This is a genomic window from Polaromonas sp. P3_B1 (assembly GCF_056402935.1).
Window position 1 is genome coordinate 43,693 of record NZ_JBFUGK010000027.1, and the last position, 18,588, is coordinate 62,280.

At 63.2% G+C, this 18,588-nt stretch carries 17 protein-coding genes; 13 read left to right on the forward strand and 4 right to left on the reverse strand.

Translation table 11 applies throughout. The annotated features are described in order from the left end of the window. Positions 1-75 precede the first annotated feature (75 nt). Positions 76-1,089, reverse strand: a complete 1,014-nt coding sequence (locus AC1DXS_RS16190; RefSeq protein ID WP_477738501.1) for a Bug family tripartite tricarboxylate transporter substrate binding protein — start codon at positions 1,087-1,089, stop codon at positions 76-78. Positions 1,090-1,271: 182 nt separating this feature from the next. On the opposite strand from AC1DXS_RS16190, the gene AC1DXS_RS16195 reads away from it, so the two are divergent. Continuing rightward, the gene (locus AC1DXS_RS16195; protein ID WP_477738502.1) at positions 1,272-1,973 is read left to right on the forward strand and encodes a GntR family transcriptional regulator; all 702 of its coding nucleotides are present in this window, start codon (positions 1,272-1,274) and stop codon (positions 1,971-1,973) included. A gap of 1 nt (position 1,974) precedes the next feature. Here AC1DXS_RS16195 and AC1DXS_RS16200 read toward each other — a convergent pair whose 3' ends face one another. Next, positions 1,975-2,565 (reverse strand): carboxymuconolactone decarboxylase family protein, encoded by a 591-nt coding sequence (locus AC1DXS_RS16200; RefSeq protein ID WP_477738503.1) that lies wholly within the window; start codon positions 2,563-2,565, stop codon positions 1,975-1,977. 172 nt (positions 2,566-2,737) lie between these two features. On the opposite strand from AC1DXS_RS16200, the gene AC1DXS_RS16205 reads away from it, so the two are divergent. From AC1DXS_RS16205 to AC1DXS_RS16250, 10 genes are all read left to right on the forward strand, one after another. Continuing rightward, positions 2,738-3,073, forward strand: coding sequence for a winged helix-turn-helix transcriptional regulator (locus AC1DXS_RS16205; RefSeq protein WP_477738504.1), 336 nt, complete (start codon positions 2,738-2,740; stop codon positions 3,071-3,073). A gap of 125 nt (positions 3,074-3,198) precedes the next feature. Continuing rightward, complete coding sequence (grpE, locus tag AC1DXS_RS16210) at positions 3,199-3,759, forward strand: nucleotide exchange factor GrpE (protein ID WP_477738505.1); 561 nt, start codon at positions 3,199-3,201, stop codon at positions 3,757-3,759. 162 nt (positions 3,760-3,921) lie between these two features. After that, positions 3,922-5,868 carry a molecular chaperone DnaK gene (gene dnaK / locus AC1DXS_RS16215; RefSeq protein WP_477738506.1) on the forward strand — a complete coding sequence of 649 codons (1,947 nt, stop codon included), beginning with the start codon at positions 3,922-3,924 and terminating at the stop codon, positions 5,866-5,868. A gap of 200 nt (positions 5,869-6,068) precedes the next feature. Further along, positions 6,069-7,208 carry a molecular chaperone DnaJ gene (gene dnaJ, locus AC1DXS_RS16220; protein WP_413328200.1) on the forward strand — a complete coding sequence of 380 codons (1,140 nt, stop codon included), beginning with the start codon at positions 6,069-6,071 and terminating at the stop codon, positions 7,206-7,208. Between the two features lie 163 nt (positions 7,209-7,371). Beyond that, complete coding sequence (locus AC1DXS_RS16225; protein ID WP_477738507.1) at positions 7,372-8,595, forward strand: glycerophosphodiester phosphodiesterase; 1,224 nt, start codon at positions 7,372-7,374, stop codon at positions 8,593-8,595. A gap of 207 nt (positions 8,596-8,802) precedes the next feature. Next, positions 8,803-9,909: an S-(hydroxymethyl)glutathione dehydrogenase/class III alcohol dehydrogenase gene (locus AC1DXS_RS16230; protein WP_477695463.1), complete on the forward strand. Its 1,107-nt coding sequence runs from the start codon at positions 8,803-8,805 to the stop codon at positions 9,907-9,909. Positions 9,910-10,036: 127 nt separating this feature from the next. Further along, positions 10,037-10,909, forward strand: a complete 873-nt coding sequence (gene fghA / locus AC1DXS_RS16235) for an S-formylglutathione hydrolase (protein WP_477738508.1) — start codon at positions 10,037-10,039, stop codon at positions 10,907-10,909. Between the two features lie 44 nt (positions 10,910-10,953). After that, positions 10,954-12,660, forward strand: a complete 1,707-nt coding sequence (locus tag AC1DXS_RS16240; protein ID WP_477738509.1) for a phosphoethanolamine transferase — start codon at positions 10,954-10,956, stop codon at positions 12,658-12,660. A gap of 186 nt (positions 12,661-12,846) precedes the next feature. Next, entirely contained in the window at positions 12,847-13,629 is a 783-nt protein-coding gene (locus AC1DXS_RS16245; RefSeq protein WP_477738510.1) for a transporter substrate-binding domain-containing protein, read from the forward strand. A gap of 353 nt (positions 13,630-13,982) precedes the next feature. Then, on the forward strand, positions 13,983-14,651 hold the full coding sequence (locus AC1DXS_RS16250) for an amino acid ABC transporter permease (protein WP_477738511.1): 669 nt from the start codon (positions 13,983-13,985) through the stop codon (positions 14,649-14,651). A 457-nt stretch (positions 14,652-15,108) separates the two neighbouring features. Here the strand turns inward: AC1DXS_RS16250 and AC1DXS_RS16255 are convergent, their stop codons facing one another. Both AC1DXS_RS16255 and AC1DXS_RS16260 read right to left on the reverse strand, forming a co-directional pair. After that, on the reverse strand, positions 15,109-15,540 hold the full coding sequence (locus AC1DXS_RS16255) for a GNAT family N-acetyltransferase (RefSeq protein WP_477738512.1): 432 nt from the start codon (positions 15,538-15,540) through the stop codon (positions 15,109-15,111). Positions 15,541-15,601: 61 nt separating this feature from the next. Next, positions 15,602-16,690 carry a PA0069 family radical SAM protein gene (locus AC1DXS_RS16260; RefSeq protein ID WP_477738513.1) on the reverse strand — a complete coding sequence of 363 codons (1,089 nt, stop codon included), beginning with the start codon at positions 16,688-16,690 and terminating at the stop codon, positions 15,602-15,604. 190 nt (positions 16,691-16,880) lie between these two features. Here AC1DXS_RS16260 and AC1DXS_RS16265 point away from each other — a divergent pair, with 190 nt between their 5' ends. After that, the gene (locus tag AC1DXS_RS16265) at positions 16,881-17,567 is read left to right on the forward strand and encodes a class I SAM-dependent methyltransferase (RefSeq protein ID WP_477738514.1); all 687 of its coding nucleotides are present in this window, start codon (positions 16,881-16,883) and stop codon (positions 17,565-17,567) included. A gap of 6 nt (positions 17,568-17,573) precedes the next feature. Then, entirely contained in the window at positions 17,574-18,491 is a 918-nt protein-coding gene (locus AC1DXS_RS16270) for a DUF7164 domain-containing protein (RefSeq protein WP_477738515.1), read from the forward strand. Positions 18,492-18,588 lie beyond the last annotated feature (97 nt).

An 18,588-nucleotide genomic window follows, 5' to 3' on the forward strand; every position in this document is an offset into this window, starting at 1 on the left:
CCGGTTCGCCGGCTTGCGTTCACCAACAAAAAGCGACCACCCGGGTTGCTTTTTTCACGGCCGCTCGCGGCCGCCCTAGTCCACCGCGGCACCCGACCGCTTCACCGCATCGCCCCACAAGGTCATGCTGCTCGCGATGTGTTTGGCCAATTCTTCCGGCGTGCCCGGTGCGGCCTCCGCGCCGCGCGACTGCAGCTGCGCGCGCAACTCGGGATCGGCCAGCGCCTTGTGAATCGCGTCATTGAGCCGGTTGACGATGGTGCGCGGCGTTCCCGCCGGCACAAAGATCGCGTCCCACGCGCTGACGTCGAACCCGGCCAGGCCCGACTCCGCGATGGTGGGCAGCTCGGGCCAGCCCGCGACGCGTGTGGCCGTGGTCACCGCCAGCGGCTTGACCCGGCCGCCCTTGGCCTGGGGCGCGGCATTGGGCATCACCTCGATCATCATGTCGACCTGCCCACCCATCAGGTCGGTCATGGCCTGTGCGCCGCCGCGGTAGGGAATGTGCACCACCGCCAGGCCCGCGCGCGATTTATAAATCTCGCCGGCCAGGTGCGAGGTCGTGCCGTTGCCGGCCGAGCCAAAGGTGTATTTTCCTGGGTTGGCCTTGAGCAATTTGGTGAGCTCGGCCATGGAGTTCACCTGCAGCGTGGGCCGCACCACCACCATGGCCGCGATGCGCGTCAGCTGGCTCACCGGCTCGAAGTCGCGCACGCTGAAGCCCGGCGACTTGTAGATCGCGTGGTTGATCGCGTGCGTGCCGTTGGTCCCGTAGAGCAAGGTGTAGCCGTCGGCCGGCGCCTTGGCTGCGGCCGCGCTACCCACATTGCCGCCGGCGCCGCCCAGGTTCTCCACCACGATGGGCTGGCCCAGTTCCCTGGCCGCGCGCAGCATGACCAGGCGCGCGAGCGTGTCGCCGCCGCCGCCGGCCGGAAAGGGCACGATCAGCTTGATGGGTTTGATGGGATAAGCCGCCGCCGGTTGGGCCTGGACGGCGGGCGCCGCCAGGGCCAGTCCGACGGTGAGGGCCAGCAGCAGGCGGAAGCTGGGGGCGGCAAACGGCAAGCCACGGGAAAGGGTCGAATTCATCATGTCTCCTGGAAAATCATGCGCACCACAGGTACACCGCGGCTCCATCCGGTGGCCGGTGAGCCCGAAAATACTTAGTCATCTTATTTTATTGCACGCAATGACGGGAGTAATTAGCTAGTTAACCCTTAGTTGCCCATGGATTGCATGCAATAATCGCAACCTTCATCCAAGCAGCCCGCATGTCCTCACAGATCGACTACACCACCAACGAGCTGAGGCGAAGAATCCTCAGCGGCCAGGCCGCGCCCGGCGAACGCATGGTGGAGCTGGAGCTTTCCGCCCAGCTGGCCGTGTCGCGCACACCCATTCGCATTGCGTTGGGAGAACTCGAAAAAGAAGGCCTGCTCGAGCGCCTGCCGACGCGCGGCTTCCGCGTGCGGCAGTTCAGCGTGGATGAGATCGCCAACGCGGTCGACGTGCGTGGCGCACTCGAAGGCATGGCGGCGCGGCAAGCCGCCGAGCGCGGCATCGCGCCGGACACACGGGCGGACCTGCAGGCCTGCATCGCCGAAGGACGGCTATTGCTGGAAAAAGCCGCGGCCGCCGATCACGTGATTGACGCGGCGCGCTGGGTGCCGATGAACGCGCGTTTTCACGCTGCGCTCGTGGAGGCCGCCCGTAACAGCACGCTGGTCTCGGCGCTGGCGCATGTGAGCAAGACCCCGATGGCCGGCGCGGGCGCGCTGAGCCTCAACGGTGCGCTGCCGCTGCTGGAGTTCGGCTACATCCAGCGTGCCCAAAGCGACCATGAAGACGTGCTGGCCGCGCTGCTCGCGGGCGAAGGCACGCGCGCCGAAGCGCTGATGCGCGAGCACGCCCACCGCAGCCGCGACAACAAGCGCGAACTGATGGCGCGCATGCAAAAATCCGCCGCGGCTTGAATCATTCCCTGATCGGCCAGCGCGCGGCCCAGCTCTCCAGCGGCACGCGCACCGCATTGCAGACATAGCTGATCGCGTGGTACCAGCCGGCCAGCATCAGCAGTTCTATGAGCTGGGGCGGTGACCACACGCCGGCCAGTTCCTGCCACAGCGCATCGCTCAGCGTGCTGCTGTCATGCAGCTCATCGACCAGTTGCAGCAAGAGCTTGTCGCGGTGCGCCAGGCCGCGTCCATCCGATGCCGGGTCGGCAATCGCGGCGTTGTCGGCGTCGCTGAAACCCGCCGCCCGGCCGAAGGCGCTGACGTGCACACCCCACTCGTATTCCGCCCCGCAGCGCGCGCAGACCCGGTTGATCACCACCTCGCGGTCGCGCAGGGACAGGCTGGCGCTGCGGCCGAGCAAATACCCGCCCCATGAAGGCAGGCGTTCGGCCAGCCCGGGGTTGACGGCCAGCACACGAAACAGCGCCAGCACATTGGGCGCCCCGGGCGGCGTGATCTTCTTGAGCAGCGCATCCTGCTCCGGCGTGTAGGGTGGCGCCAGCGGCGTGATGCGTGGCACGGGCGCGATGGGGTTTGTCATCGTGGTCATGGTGATAAGGCTTCCTGTTGTGTTGAAGGGCTGATGGGCTGATGGGCTGATGGGCTGATGGGTCGAAGGTCTGAATATCGCTACGGATTTCGTAGCGAATGGCAACTATATCGCTACGCATTCCGTAGCAATCGTCGCCGACACGACAGGCGCAGCCCCTACAATCCGGGGGATGACTTCCACCCTCCCCCTTCCCGGCAAACCGGTCCGCGGCTCCGCCACGGGCCGTCCCGTGATGGCGCTGCTGGACCTGCTGGGCCGCCGCGGCACGCTGCGTTTGCTGTGGGAGCTGCGGGATGGGCAGGCACAAAATTTCCGGCAATTGGCAGCAAGTGCCGGAAAGATGTCGCCTTCAGTCATGAACGACCGGCTCAAGGAATTGCGCGAGGCGCGGCTGGTCGAGCTCGGAAGCGGCGGCTACGGCCTCACCGCCACGGGCAGCGGCCTGCTGCACAAGCTCAAACCGCTCCACCAGTGGGCAGAAGAATGGGCCGCCCAGGACGCATAAGCCGATCCGGCCCGCCCAATCCGGTGCAGCCAAAACTTTCGTAGCCAAAACCGAAGCCCTTGTCTTGAAAAGGGCTTTGCCATCCCCAGTTGGGTACCTTACCAACACCAACCCTGTTGTCTCGCATGTCTGAAAACAAACAACCCGAACAAAATCAACCCCTTAGCGGCGAACCCAGCCCCGAAGAACTGGAAGCGGCGCAAGCGGCCAACGAGTTCGACGCGCTGACCGTCGCACAGGCCGAGGTCGCCACGCTTCAGGCCAAGAACACGGAGCTGGCCGACAGCTATTTGCGCGCCAAGGCCGAGACCGAAAACGCCCGCCGCCGTGCCGACGAAGACGTCGCCAAGGCCCGCAAGTTCGCGCTCGAAAGCTTTGCCGAAAGCCTGCTGCCGGTGGCCGACAGCCTGGAAGCCGGCCTGGCCATCAAGGAAGCCACCCCGGAGCAGATCCGGGAAGGCGCCGAAGCCACGCTCAAGCAGCTCAAAAGTGCGCTCGAACGCAACCGGGTGGTGGCCATAGACCCGGCCGCAGGCACAAAATTCGACCCCGCCCAGCACCAGGCCATCAGCATGGTGCCGGCCGACCAGGAAGCCAACACCGTGGTCACGGTGCTGCAAAAGGGCTACCTGATCGCCGAGCGCGTGCTGCGCCCCGCGCTGGTCACGGTGGCGGCTCCCAAGTAAAAACACCCGAAAAAACCTTGAAAACCTTGTTGAACCCCTTGAAGCCGCACAGCTTACCCACAAGTTATCAACACAGTTAATCCATACCGCGGCCAGCGGCCCAACGCCCCGGCCACCCCACTTTCAATCTTTCACGAATCAAAAAAGCAGGAGTAAATCATCATGGGAAGAATCATCGGCATTGACCTCGGCACCACCAACAGCTGCGTGTCCATCATGGAAGGCAACACGCCCCGCGTGATCGAGAACTCGGAAGGCGTGCGCACCACCCCTTCCATCGTGGCTTACCAGGAAGACGGCGAAGTGCTGGTCGGCGCGTCCGCCAAGCGCCAGGCCGTGACCAACCCCAAGAACACCCTGTACGCCGTCAAGCGCCTGATCGGCCGCAAGTTCAGCGAAAAAGAAGTCCAGAAGGACATCTCCCTCATGCCTTATTCCATCGTGGCCGCCGACAACGGCGACGCCTGGGTGGAAGTGCGCGGCAAGAAGATTTCGGCACAGCAGGTCAGCGCCGACATCCTGCGCAAGATGAAGAAGACCGCCGAAGACTACCTCGGCGAGCCCGTCACCGACGCCGTGATCACCGTGCCCGCGTACTTCAACGACGCACAGCGCCAGGCCACCAAGGACGCCGGCCGCATCGCCGGCCTGGACGTCAAACGCATCATCAACGAGCCCACCGCTGCGGCCCTGGCCTTCGGCCTGGACAAGCAGGAAAAGGGCGACCGCAAGATTGCCGTGTATGACCTGGGCGGCGGCACCTTCGACATCTCCATCATCGAAATCGCCGACGTCGACGGCGAGAAGCAGTTCGAAGTGCTGTCCACCAACGGCGACACCTTCCTGGGCGGCGAAGACTTCGACCAGCGCGTCATCGACTACATCGTGGCCGAGTTCAAGAAAGACAGCGGCATCGACCTGTCCAAGGACGTGGTCGCCCTGCAGCGCCTGAAAGACTCCGCTGAAAAAGCCAAGATCGAGCTGTCCAACAGCCCGCAGACCGAAGTCAACATTCCCTACATCGCGCACGACCCCGCGACCGGCCCCAAGCACCTGCTGGTCAAGCTGACCCGCGCCAAGCTCGAAAGCCTGGTCGACGAGCTGATCGAGCGCACCATCGCTCCCTGCCGCGTGGCCATGAAGGACGCCGGCGTCAGCGCCTCCGACATCCATGACGTGATCCTGGTCGGCGGCCAGACCCGCATGCCCAAGGTGCAGGAAAAGGTCAAGGAGCTGTTCGGCAAGGAGCCGCGCAAGGACGTGAACCCCGACGAAGCCGTGGCCGTGGGCGCCGCGATTCAAGGCCAGGTGCTGTCCGGCGACCGCACCGACGTGCTGCTGCTCGACGTCACCCCGCTGTCCCTGGGCATTGAAACCATGGGCGGCGTGATGACCAAGATGATCAAGAAGAACACGACCATCCCGACCAAGTTCGCGCAGACCTTCTCGACCGCCGAAGACAACCAGCCGGCCGTGACCATCAAGGTGTTCCAGGGCGAACGCGAAATCGCCTCGGGCAACAAGGCGCTGGGCGAGTTCAACCTCGAGGGCATCCCGCCGGCAGCGCGCGGCACGCCGCAGATTGAAGTGTCCTTCGACATCGACGCCAACGGCATCCTGCACGTGGGCGCCAAGGACAAGGGCACCGGCAAGGAAAACAAGATCACCATCAAGGCAAACTCCGGTTTGTCCGAAGCTGAAATCCAGCAGATGGTGAAAGACGCCGAACTGAACGCCGAAGAAGACAAGAAGAAGGTCGAGTTCGTGACCGCGAAAAACAACGCTGAAGCCCTGGTGCACAGCGTGAAGAAATCGCTGGGCGAATACGGCGACAAGCTCGAAGCCGGCGAGAAGGAAAAGATCGAGGCCGCCATCAAGGACATGGAAGAGGCGCTCAAGGGCGACGACAAGGCCGCCATCGACGCCAAGAACACGGCCCTGATGGAAGCCAGCCAGAAGCTCGGCGAAAAAATGTACGCCGACATGCAGGCTTCGCAGGCGGCGGCCGGCGGTGACGCGGCAGGCGCAGCGGGCGCCGAACAGGCCCAGGCCAAGCCGGCCGACGACAATGTCGTCGACGCTGAAGTCAAGGAAGTCAAAAAAGGCTGAGTGCCGTAAGGCAACAAGCCCCGCATTGGCGCGATAACTGCATGCAAAGGCAGGCGGCACAGGCGGACGCACAAGGGCGGAAACCAGGAGCAATCCCGGCTTTCCGCTTTTGCGCATCTGCCGCCGTCCGCGAATGCGCGGTTTGAGCGCCCGCCTCCCGGCTGACCCGACGACCCGATCAACGAAGACCCAGAGCTGCCATGGCCACCAAAAAAGACTATTACGACGTACTGGGCGTTCCCAAGAACGCCAGTGACGAGGACATCAAGAAAGCGTATCGCAAGCTCGCGATGAAGCACCACCCCGACCGCAACCAGGGGGATGCATCCAAGGTCGCCGAGGAAAAATTCAAGGAGGCCAAAGAGGCCTACGAGATGCTCTCCGACGAGAACAAGCGCGCGGCCTACGACCAGTACGGCCACGCGGGCGTGGACCCGAATATGCGCGGCGGCCCCGGCGCGGAGGGCTTCGGCGGCTTTGCCGAGGCCTTTGGCGACATCTTCGGCGACGTGTTCGGCGGCCAGCGCGGCCAGCAACGCGGCGGGCGCCAGGTGTACCGCGGCGGCGACCTCAGCTACGCCATGGAGATCACGCTCGAGGAAGCGGCCCACGGCAAGGAAGCGCAGATCCGCATCCCGAGCTGGGACGACTGCAACACCTGCCACGGCAGCGGCGCCAAGCCCGGCACCAAGGTGGTGACCTGCACCACCTGCCACGGCCACGGCGTGGTGCAGATGCGCCAGGGCTTTTTCAGCGTGCAGCAAACCTGCCCGCAGTGCAAGGGCACGGGCAAGCTGATCCCCGAACCCTGCGTGACCTGCCACGGCGTGGGCAAGACCAAGAACAACAAGACGCTGGAAGTCAAGATCCCCGCGGGCATCGACGACGGCATGCGCATACGCTCGACCGGCAACGGCGAGCCCGGCACCAACGGCGGCCCGCCCGGCGACCTCTACATCGAAATCCGCCTGAAGAAGCACGACATCTTCGAGCGCGACGGCGACGACCTGCATTGCGCCGTGCCCATCAGCTTCACGACGGCCGCGCTGGGCGGCGAGATCGAGGTGCCGACCCTGGCGGGCAAGGCCGCCATCGACATCCCCGAAGGCACCCAGGCCTCCAAGCAGTTCCGCCTGCGCGGCAAGGGCATCAAGGGCGTGCGGTCCAGCTACCCCGGCGACCTGTACTGCCACATCACCGTGGAAACGCCGGTCAAGCTCACCGAGCACCAGCGCAAGTTGCTCAAGGAGCTCGACGAGTCGCTCAAAAAAGGCGGCGCCAAGCATTCGCCCAGCGAAGAAGGCTGGGCGGACAAGCTGAAGAGTTTCTTCAGCGCCTGAACGTTTTTTTCCCCAAACCCAAAAATGCCGGACCCGTTCCGGCATTTTTTATGGTCGGCCGAAAAGCTGCGGCTGTTGTTTTTGCCAACAAGGCGCACATCCTGTCACAGGCCTGTCGTCATCGCGCGCCTACGATCAGCCCTTTCAACTCAGGGAAACACCCATGACCGTATCGACCCGCAAGGCCTTGACCTTCAAGCAAGGCAGCTTGCTCGCCCTCGTTTGCAGCAGCGTGCTGCTGGCCGCCTGCTCTTCCTCGGGCACGACCTCCCAAGCCGGCCTCTCCACACTCGACGGCAAGGCGCCCCTGGTCATCGCCCACCGCGGCGCTTCGGGCTATGTGCCGGAGGAAACGCTGGAAGCCTACACGCGCGCCATCGAACTCGGCGCCGACGTGATCGAGATGGACCTGATCGTGACCAAGGACGGCGTGCTGATGACGCGCCACGACCCCAACCTGGCCATCAGCACCGACGTGGCCAAGCACCCCGAATTCGCCTCGCGCAAGAAGACCATCAAGGTCGACGGCGAAACGCAGACCGGCTGGTTCAGCGATGACTTCACGCTGGCTGAAATCCGCACGCTGGGCGCGGTCTCGACCGACGCCGAGCGCCCCCAGCAATTCAACGGCCAGTACAAGGTGCCGACCTTCCAGGAAGTCGTGGACCTGGCCAAGGCCCAGTCCGCCAAGACCGGCCGCACCATCGCGATCTACCCTGAAACCAAGAACCCGACCTACTTCCGCGAGCGCGGCCTGCCGATGGAAGACAAGCTGATCGCCATCATCAACGCCGCCGGCTGGAACAGCAAGACCGCGCCCATCTACGTGCAGTCCTTTGAACCGGGCAGCCTCAAGTACATGAAGAGCAAGGGCCTGAACACGCGCCTGATTCAGCTCATAGACGGCGACGGCATAGACCCCAAGACCGGCAACGTGACCTTTGCCCTGCCCAGCGACCGTCCCTATGACTGGACCCTGGCCGGCGACAAGCGCTTCTTCGACGCCATGGTCACGCCCGCCGGCCTGGCCGAGATCAAGACCTACGCCGACGGCATAGGCCCGTGGAAGCGCTACATCATCAGCACCAAGGGCACCATAGGCGCCGACGGCAAGCAGGTCGACATCAACCGCGACGGCAAGCTCAATGATGCCGACTCGACCTCACAACCCGCCACCAGCCTGGTGGCCGATGCGCACAAGGCCGGCCTGTTCGTCCACCCCTTCACCTTCCGCAACGAATCGCGCCGCCTGGCCGTGGACTACCAAGGCGACCCCAAGGCCGAATACCTGGCCTTCTACCGCGCCGGCGTGGACGGCGTGTTCACCGACTTCACCGACACCGCGATTGCCGCGCGCGCGCAGTACCTGAAGGAAGCCGGCCGCTAAGACCCGTCCTCTTCATACGACGCGAGCCGCCTGCGCTCCCTTCCGGGGAGCACAGGCGGCTTTTTTATTGGGGCTCCACCGTGCTGGGGTTTTCTCAAAATGAAACATCTTGCGGGCCGTGCTCCCGGGGGACTGGCTTATAGTGCTTTACGCAGCGCAATGCAGCGCAACGCGCCATCGCTCACTTCCCACACAAGCCCTCCCACCATGAAAACCAAAGCCGCCGTCGCCTGGAAATCAGGCCAGCCCCTGACAATTGAAACCGTGGACCTGCAAGGCCCGAAATTCGGCGAAGTGCTCGTCGAGATCAAGGCCACCGGCATCTGCCACACCGACTACTACACGCTCTCGGGCGCCGACCCCGAAGGCATCTTCCCGGCCATCCTGGGCCATGAAGGCGCGGGCATCGTGGTCGACGTCGGCCCCGGTGTGACCACCCTCAAAAAAGGCGACCACGTCATCCCGCTCTACACACCGGAATGCCGGCAGTGCAAGTTTTGCCTTTCGCGCAAAACCAATTTATGCCAGTTGATTCGCGGCACGCAAGGCAAAGGCCTGATGCCCGACGCCACCAGCCGCTTCAGCCTGGACGGCAAGCCCATCTTCCACTACATGGGTACCTCCACCTTCAGCAACTACACCGTCGCGCCCGAGATCTCGCTGGCAAAAATCCGTGAAGACGCGCCCTTCGACAAGGTCTGCTACATCGGCTGCGGCGTGACCACCGGCATAGGCGCGGTGCTCTTTACCGCCAAGGTCGAAGCCGGCGCCAACGTCGTGGTGTTCGGCCTGGGCGGCATTGGCCTCAATGTGATCCAGGGCGCGAAGATGGTGGGCGCCGACAAGATCATCGGCGTGGACATCAACCCCGCGCGCCAGGAAATGGCGCGCAAGTTCGGCATGACGCACTTCATCAACCCGAAAGAGACCGAGAACGTGGTCGACGCCATCGTGCAACTGACCGACGGCGGCGCCGACTACAGCTTTGAATGCATAGGCAATACCAAGGTCATGCGCCAGGCGCTGGAATGCACCCACAAGGGCTGGGGCCGCAGCATCATCATCGGCGTGGCAGAAGCCGGCGCCGAAATCAGCACCCGGCCCTTCCAGCTGGTCACCGGCCGCAAATGGGAAGGCTCGGCCTTCGGTGGCGCGCGCGGCCGCACGGATGTGCCCAAAATCGTCGACTGGTATATGGAAGGCAAGATCAACATCGACGACCTGATCACGCACACCATGCCGCTGGAGGACATCAACAAAGGTTTTGATTTGATGAAGAGCGGCGAGTCGATTCGCGGAGTTGTTCTGTACTAAAAGCCCACGGCCTTGTTTTCCGTTCGCCCTGAGCTTGGCCTGTCCTGAGCTTGTCGAAGGGCGAAGGGCCTGCCTGAACAATCAAGGCTTCGACAAGCTCAGCCCGAACGGAAAGACAACCCTGCTCATGAACTCGACTCCAGAACTCCTCAGCGAACACGGCTGCTTCGGCGGACTGCAGCGCTTTTACCAGCACGGCTCGCGCGAGATCGGCCTGCCCATGCGCTTTTCGGTCTTCCTGCCGCCGCAGGCCCTGGCCGGCAACAAGGTGCCCTTCCTGGTCTACCTTGCGGGCCTGACCTGCACCGAAGAAACCTTCATGATCAAAGCCGGTGCCCAGCGCCTGGCGGCCGAGCTGGGCCTGGCCCTGGTCACTCCCGACACCAGCCCACGCGGTGCAGGGGTTCCCGGCGAGACCGAGAACTGGGATTTTGGCGTGGGCGCAGGCTTCTACCTCGATGCCACGCAAGCCCCATGGTCGCGGCATTACCGCATGGAGAGCTACATCACTGCGGAGCTGATGCCACTGCTGGCCGACACGCTGCCACTGGATGCGGGCCGTGCAGGCATCTTCGGCCACTCCATGGGCGGCCACGGCGCGTTGACGCTTGCGCTCAGGCATCCTGACTTGTTCAAGTCGGTCTCGGCCTTTGCGCCCATCTGCGCGCCCAGCCAGTGCCCCTGGGGACGCAAGGCCTTCACCGGCTATCTTGGAAGCGATGAATCAGCCTGGGCCGAACACGACGCCACGGCCTTGATGGCCCAACGCCAACAAGCCCCCTACCCCGGCGGCATACGCATAGACCAGGGCCTGGCCGACAAATTCCTTGCCGAACAGCTGCACCCTGAATTGTTTGAGGCGGCCTGCGCCAAAGCAGGCCAGCCGCTGGCGCTGCACCGCCATGCGGGTTACGACCACGGCTACTACTTCATCGCCACCTTCATGGCCGAGCACCTGCGCCACCATGCGCGGCACCTGGGTCTGGGCAGTGCGGCCTGAGGCCATAAGCTCACCCTAAGGCACGGCAAATACAATGCAGCGCTATGCCGCTGCGCCCCGCATCCTCCGCCTCACCTGCCTCGTCGTTCGCAACGCGGCCCGCCCCCCTGCCAACCGTTCGGCAAGCGCCCGGCATGCGCCCCCTGTGGCTGGTGATCGTGTCCAGCCTCTGGATCGCCACCGTGTGCAACGTGGCGCTGTGGCGCGAGCTGTTTCGCCTGCCCGGCCTCAGCGGAGGCCAGGCGGTTGTCATCAGCGTCGCGCTGGTACTGGTGATCACGCTGGCCACCACAGCCCTGCTAAGCCTGCTGGCCTGGCGCTGGACGCTCAAGCCGGCCATCACCCTGTTCCTGCTCTCGGCGGCCTTCGGTGCCTATTTCATGATGGCCTACGGCGTGGTCATCGACAAGACCATGATGGTCAACACCCTGCAGACCGATGTGCGCGAAACCCGCGACCTGTTGAACTGGCGTTTGCTGGCCACGGTGCTGGTGCTGGCGGTGCTGCCGCTGGTGCTGCTGTGGCGGCAAAAAGTCAGACGCGCCAGCGCCGCGCGGCAATTGCTCGGCAACTTTGCCACCCTGGCCGGCGCCTCTGTGCTGCTGGTGCTGGTGGTGTTTCTGTTTTTCCAGAGCATTGCGTCTGTGATGCGCAACTACACCCATGTGCGCTACCTGATCAACCCGCTCAATTCCTTTTACGCGCTGGGCTCCATCGCGGCCAAGCCTTTCCAGCGCGATGAATCCGTGGTGCTGCCGCTCGGTGAAGACGCCAAGCTGGGCGCCAGCTACAACGCGCAAAACAAGCCGCCGCTGTTGCTGCTGGTGCTGGGCGAGACAGCGCGCAGCGGCAACTTCTCGCTCAACGGCTACGCCCGCCCCACCAACCCGCTGCTCGCCAAAGAGAATGTCGTGAGCCTGCGCAATGCCTGGTCCTGCGGCACCAGCACGGCAGCCTCCGTGCCCTGCATGTTCTCCCACTTCGGGCGCGAAGCCTACGACTCGCGGCCGGCCAATTACGAAGGCCTGCTCGACGTGCTGCAGCGCGCGGGCCTCGCCGTGCTGTGGATAGACAACCAGTCGGGCTGCAAGGGCGTGTGCGACCGCGTGCCCAACGTCAACACGGTGCAGTTGCAGGTGCCCGGCCTGTGCGACAGCGGCGAGTGCTTTGATGAAGTGATGCTGCAGGGCATCGACGAGCGCATCGCCGCGCTGCCCGCTGAGCGACGCGCCAAGGGCGTGGTGGTTGTGATGCACCAGATGGGCGGCCACGGCCCGGCCTACTACAGACGCTCGCCGCAGGCCGTCAAAAAATTCCTGCCCGAATGCACCGACAACGCGCTGCAAAGCTGCAGCCGTGAAGGCCTGGTCAATGCGTATGACAACAGCATCGTCTACACCGACAAGCTGCTGGCCTCGTCCATCCAATGGCTGAAGGCGCAGGAAGCGCGCAGCGCGCCCGCCCTGCTCTACCTGGCCGACCACGGTGAATCGCTGGGCGAGAACAACCTCTACCTGCACGGCATGCCCTACGGCATCGCGCCCGATGTGCAAAAGCGCGTGCCCTGGATCACCTGGCTGTCGCCCGGCTTCGAGCAGCGCAGCAAGCTGACGACGGCCTGCCTCAAGCAGCAGCTGGACGTGCCTGTCAGCCATGACAACTACTTTCATTCGGTGCTGGGCCTGATGAATGTGCAGACCAGCGTCTACAAGCCCGCGCTCGACATCTACGCGGGCTGCGCCAAGCCCTAGGCCCGCCAAGAATTCATCCGCAGATGACGCAGATTTACGCAGATTGAAAACAAGGAAACCAGCGGCTTTCGGTTCGCCATCACCAGATGCCACGTAGGGCTTTTGCGGCTTGCCCTGCGCCTCTGTGGTGATACGCCTAATATTCACATTCATCTCAATAACAATTCTCTTATGCAAGGGTTGAATATGAATATTCGCAAGGCCGTCGCCTCCGCACTCCTTCTGACATTCGCTTTCGGCGCCAGCGCCGCCGACCTGCTGGACACCGTCAAGCAGCGCGGCACGCTCAAGGTGGCCCTCGAAGGCACTTACCCCCCGTTCAATTACAAGGAAGGCGGCCAGCTCGCCGGCTTTGAAGTCGAGCTGGCCAATGCCCTGGCGCAAAAGCTGGGCGTGAAGGCCGAGTTCTCGACCAGCGAGTGGAGCGCCATCCTGGCCGGCCTGCAGGCGGGCAAGTACGACGTGGTCATCAACCAGGTCGGCATCACCGACAAGCGCAAGGAGACCTTTGATTTCTCCGAGCCCTACACCATCTCGGCCCCGCAGCTGATCGTGCGCAAGGATGAAAAGCGCGAGTTCAAGTCGCTGGCCGACCTCAAGGGCAAAAAGCTGGGCCTGGGCCAGGGCACCAACTACGCCGACATCGCCAAAAAGGTGGGAGGCATAGACGTCAAGACCTATCCCGGCGCGCAAGAGTATTTGCAGGACCTGGCACTGGGCCGCATCGACGCGGCGCTTAACGACAGCCTCTTGATCCCCTATATCGTCAAGCAGACCAAGCTGCCGCTCAAGCCCGGCGCACCCGTGGGCGATCTCGAAAAATCCGGCATCCCTTTCGTCAAGAACAACCCCAAGTTCAAGGCCGCCATCGACAAGGCAATCGCCGACCTGCAGGCCGACGGCAGCTTCGCCAAAATCTCCACCAAGTGGTTTGACCGCGACGTGAGCAAACCGCCTGTGGCGAAGTAACATCCCATCAGCCGCGCGCCTTTCTTCGGCAGGCGCCTGAAACACCCCGGCTCTTAGAACCTGTTCACGGCCTAAACGGGGCCGCGCAAGCCCCTTTTCGGGATGGGATGCAAGGCGCGGTGCGACGCCCATAGTTCACCTATGGGCTAGCGCCGCAACGCCGCAGACCGCCCGAGAAGGGGCTTGCCCTCCGGGTTGGGATGAAATCGGGCGATTGAGCCACCCAGGCCCTTGCATGGGCATTAGCCCATGCGGCGTTCCTGGTCGGCCCACTCATCCCGATTGCATCCCAACGCGGCCCCGTTTAGGCCGTGAACAGGTTCTGGGGGTTTTTATTTGTGGAGACCCCCATCATGGACTTGTCCGGCTTGACCTCTTTGCTGCGCGACGCCCTGCCGCTGATGCTCAAGGGCGCGGGATGGACGCTGCTATTGGCCGTGGCATCGATTTTTTTCGGCGCCATCGTCGGCACCCTTGTGGCCATCACGCGGCTGGCCAAGGTGCCGGGGCTGTCGCAGTTCGCGGCGCTCTACGTCAGCTGCATGCGCGGCACGCCGCTGCTGGTGCAGCTTTTTGTTATCTACTTCGGCCTGCCCAGCATAGGCATACAGTTCGACCCCATCAGCGCCGGCATCCTGGGCCTGAGCCTCAACGTGGGCGCCTACCTGTCGGAAACGATTCGCGGTGCCATCAACGGCGTGGAGCACGGCCAGTGGAACGCGGCCCGCAGCCTGGGCCTCACGCAAGCGCAGACCCTGCGCTACGTGATAGGCCCGCAAGCCCTGAGGCTGGCCGTGCCCAGCCTGTCCAACAGCCTCATCAGCCTGATCAAGGACACGTCCCTGGTCTCGGTGATCGCCGTGGGTGAGCTGATGCTCGCGACCAAGGAAGTCATCGCCACCACCTTCCAGCCCTTTCCGCTTTACCTGGCGGCCGCAGGGATTTACTGGGCCATGAGCGCTTCGTTTGAAAAGCTGCAGAGCAAACTCGAGCTGCGGCTGAACCGCAGCTATTTGCGTTAGGTTTGCCCCTTTCCCCGCTTCATCCCCTCTCCCCCTGGGAGAGGGTTAGGGTGAGGGCCGTCGGCCTCAAGCAAGCCAGCGAACTATCCATCGCCGTCAGCCCTCATCCCGGCCTTCTCCCAGAGGGAGAAGGAGCAAAAACCAACTCAGACCCACTGCTTTACTCTGCCCGTTTTTATTCCCTCTCCCTCTGGGAGAGGGCTAGGGTGAGGGCCCGCGGCTTCAAATAAGCCAGTGAAATATCCATCGCCGTCAGCCCTCATCCCCGCCTTCTCCCAGAGGGAGAAGGAGCAAAAACCAACTCAGGCCCGCTGCTTTACTCTGCCCGTTTTTATTCCCTCTCCCTCTGGGAGAGGGTTAGGGTGAGGGCCGTCGGCCTCAATCAAGCCAGCAAAATATCCATCGCCGTCAGCCCCCATCCCTGCCTTCCCCCAGAGGGGAAAGAGAAACACCCACTTCAGCTGTCGCTGATCAGCCCGCTTTGCAGTGCTTGTTCCTGGTTCCTGAAAATCGCCATCGCCGTCAGCATGCGGCTAAAACCCAGCTTGCGGTAAAACGGTTCCTTGCCGGCCACCGCATAGAGGATGATCTTCTTGTGGCCCGTTGAGAGGCCGACCAGCGAGGCAACAATCTCCTTGCCCAGGCCCACGCCCTGGTGGTCCGGGTGCACCGCGATATCGCAGATGTACGAGCAGTCCATGCCATCGGCCAGCGCGCGGCCGGCGCCAATCAGTTGCCCGCCCTCATACACAAAACTTTTGAACAGGCTGTTGGAGAACACGACTTTCAGGTCCGCCGCTTTCTTCTCGCCCAATGGCGCGATCCGGTAGAGGTGTGAGAGCGCGTCCCAGTCCACGTACTCCGATGAATGTTTCCATTCGAATGCCAAGATGAACTCCTTCAATGTTGGGCTTGCACTATAGCCCTCGCGACCCCAAGCTGCCGGGCCGTCAGAACAGGCTACCCTGCCCCGCCGCACCCGGCGGCCTGAAGCGGCTCAAGTCCAGCTCCACGCGCTGGCGGTTAAAGCCCAGGCGGTTGCAGCATTTCTCAAAGCGCTGCTTGATCAGGTCGGCCCAAAGGCCGTAGCCCTTCATGCGCGAGGCGAAATCGCTGTCGTAGTCCTTGCCGCCGCGCATTTCCTGGATGCGCGCCATGATGCGCGCGGCGCGCTGCGGGTAGTGCAGCTCCAGCCACTCCTTGAAGAGGGGCGCCACTTCCCAGGGCAGGCGGATCACCGTGTAAAACGCCGAACGCGCACCGGCCTCCCAGGCCGCCTCCAGCACATGCTCCATGTCCTCGTTCACAAAGGGAATCTGCGGCGCCACGCTGACACCCACAGGCACGCCGTGCTCGGCCAGCGTGCGAATGGTGCGCAGGCGGCGGTGCGGTGCCGCAGCGCGCGGCTCCAGCTTGCGCGCGAGCTCGCCGTCCAGCGTGGTGACGGTGATGTACACGGCGGCCAGCTTGTCGGCGGCAAGCGGTGCGATCAGGTCCAGGTCGCGCTCCACGCCGCTGGACTTGGTGATCAAAGAAAACGGGTGGCAGGTATCGCGCATCACCTCGATCAGGCCGCGCGTGAGCCGCAGCTCGCGCTCGGCCGGCTGGTAACAGTCGGTGCCCGAGCCTATGTTGAGCAGGCGCGGCACATAGCTGCGCCTGGCAAGGTCTGCGCGCAAGGCCTCGGCGATATTGCGCTTGGCAATGATTTTGGTTTCAAAGTCCAGGCCCGGCGAAAGATTCAGGTAGCTGTGCGTGGGCCGCGCATAACAGTACACACAGCCATGCTCGCAACCCCGGTAGGGATTGATGCTGTAGTCAAAAAAGATGTCGGGCGAGTCGTTGCGCACAATGGCGCTGCGGGCATCCTCCATCGTCACCGTCGTTTCCAGCCGCGGCACCTCGCCCGCCATTCCCTCTTCCAGCGTGCCCCAGCCATCATCCCAGGCAGTGCGCACATCCTTCTCAAACCGGTGCGCGATGCGCGTGGCGGTGCCGCGGCCCTTGATGGCGTGCAGGGGGATGGTGGCGTCGGACATGATACTTGAATACTGTATTTATATACAGTATAAAGTGGCCGACTACCGCCATCAAGCGCTCATCCATGTCTTATTTGTAAACATTTTTCCGGCCCCCGGCCGGGCCATCCCTCGTCTTCGTTTAAGGTTGCGGACTGGGACAAGCGCAGACGCCCGCTCACCCTTCACAACACCTCACGGAAAGAACCTCGTGGCTGGACTTTCAGAAACCGTGTTCGACACATTGACGCTTGAAGTCATTCGGAAAATCTCGCCCGCCACCGTCCTGGACATAGGCGCGGGCCAGGGCAAATACGCGGACCTGGTCAGGCAGGCCGCGCCGCAAGCCCACATACGCGCAACCGAAATCTCGGCCGACTACGTGACCCAGTTCGGACTCGCAGCCAAGTATGACGACGTCCGCGTGATGGATGCCTACGACCTGATCCACCAGCACAAAAACGAAACCTACGACCTGGTCGTGATCGGCGACTGCATAGAGCACCTGCCCAAATCCAGAGGCCTGGACCTGCTGAACTTCCTGACTTACCGCTGCGGCTACCTGCTGGTCATCGCCCCCGAGTTCAGCTACTACGACACCGCCAAAGCCAACCTGGACCACCACGAGTCCCACATCTCCGTGTGGTCCGAGCGTGACTTCACCTGGCACGACCGCTGGGCCTGGATGCGTTCAGAGGTCATGCAGTTCTTCCTGCTGCGCGGCTACCAGACCAGCCCCATGCCCTTCGACCGCCTGGTCGGGGACATCAACGCCAATCCGACCACCGTCACCCGCATGGGCACAGGCGCGCCCTTCAAGCCGGCGCACCTGCACACCAGCATCGTCTCGCACACCGAGGTGATAGACGGCAACTCTTATACCTACCGCAACTTCTAACTTCTGATGCCCCTCACAACTTCCGCGCAGGCATACGAAAAAGACCTCGGCATACTGCTCTACATCGACGACCACCCGTCCATGTATGAAGAATTCAGCTGGATCTACAAAAGCTGGATCCATTCAGGTGTCTGGCGCCGCTCCGACCTCATTGTGGTGTGCCACCCCAAGGCCTACGACCAATTGCCCGGCAACGACCCCGGCGTCATCAAGATCGTTGCCGAGCCCATCTCTCGCGAAGGGCGCTGGAAGGGCTACCACTTCATCAACTCCATCGCCTGCGTTTCAGGCGCGCACACGGCCCATCTTGCGGGYCAGTACAAATGGCTGCTGCGCACCGATGCCGATGTCTTCCTGACCCGCCACCTGGCAAACTTTCGCCCCAACTTCCCGGTGCTGGGGCGCGGCCGCTATGCGGAGAACCAGGAGGTGTGGGACAAGATGGTCGCCTTTTGCGAAGCCCACGGCGTCGCCCACCAGAGAAGCTTCGGCTGCGGCTCGTCCATCCTCGCCGAGTCCTCACTCGCTCTCTTCTTCCTGGAGCGGCAAACCTATTGGTGCGAGTGTCTCCTCGAGCATTTCGACGCTCACGGCGAGGGCCAATGGCCGGGTTGGTTCAAGGGCGTGATCACCCTCTACGCAGGCGAAATCGCCGCCAATGAAAACCACCACGCATTCTTGCGCTATTCCTACCAGCGCATCCTCGACCTCGAAAGCTACGTCGTCGGCCATATCGACGAGTTCACGCTGCATATCCACGCCATCCACACCGACGACTATTTTTCAAAGTCGAAGTTTCGCGATGGCGGCTACAACCACATAGCCCCGGCCGGCCTGGACACCCGCAAGGTCAACCAGTACGCCCATTGGATAGCGGCCACGCCGCTGGACGACATCAAGTCGGCGACGCAATACCCGTACTGAGCCTGCGCGCCGAAACTGCGGTACTGCGGTACTGAAGAAGATCCGCCCCAAGTCATGACACGGGCTGCCGCGGCTGAATCAAATCAGCCGCGGCATC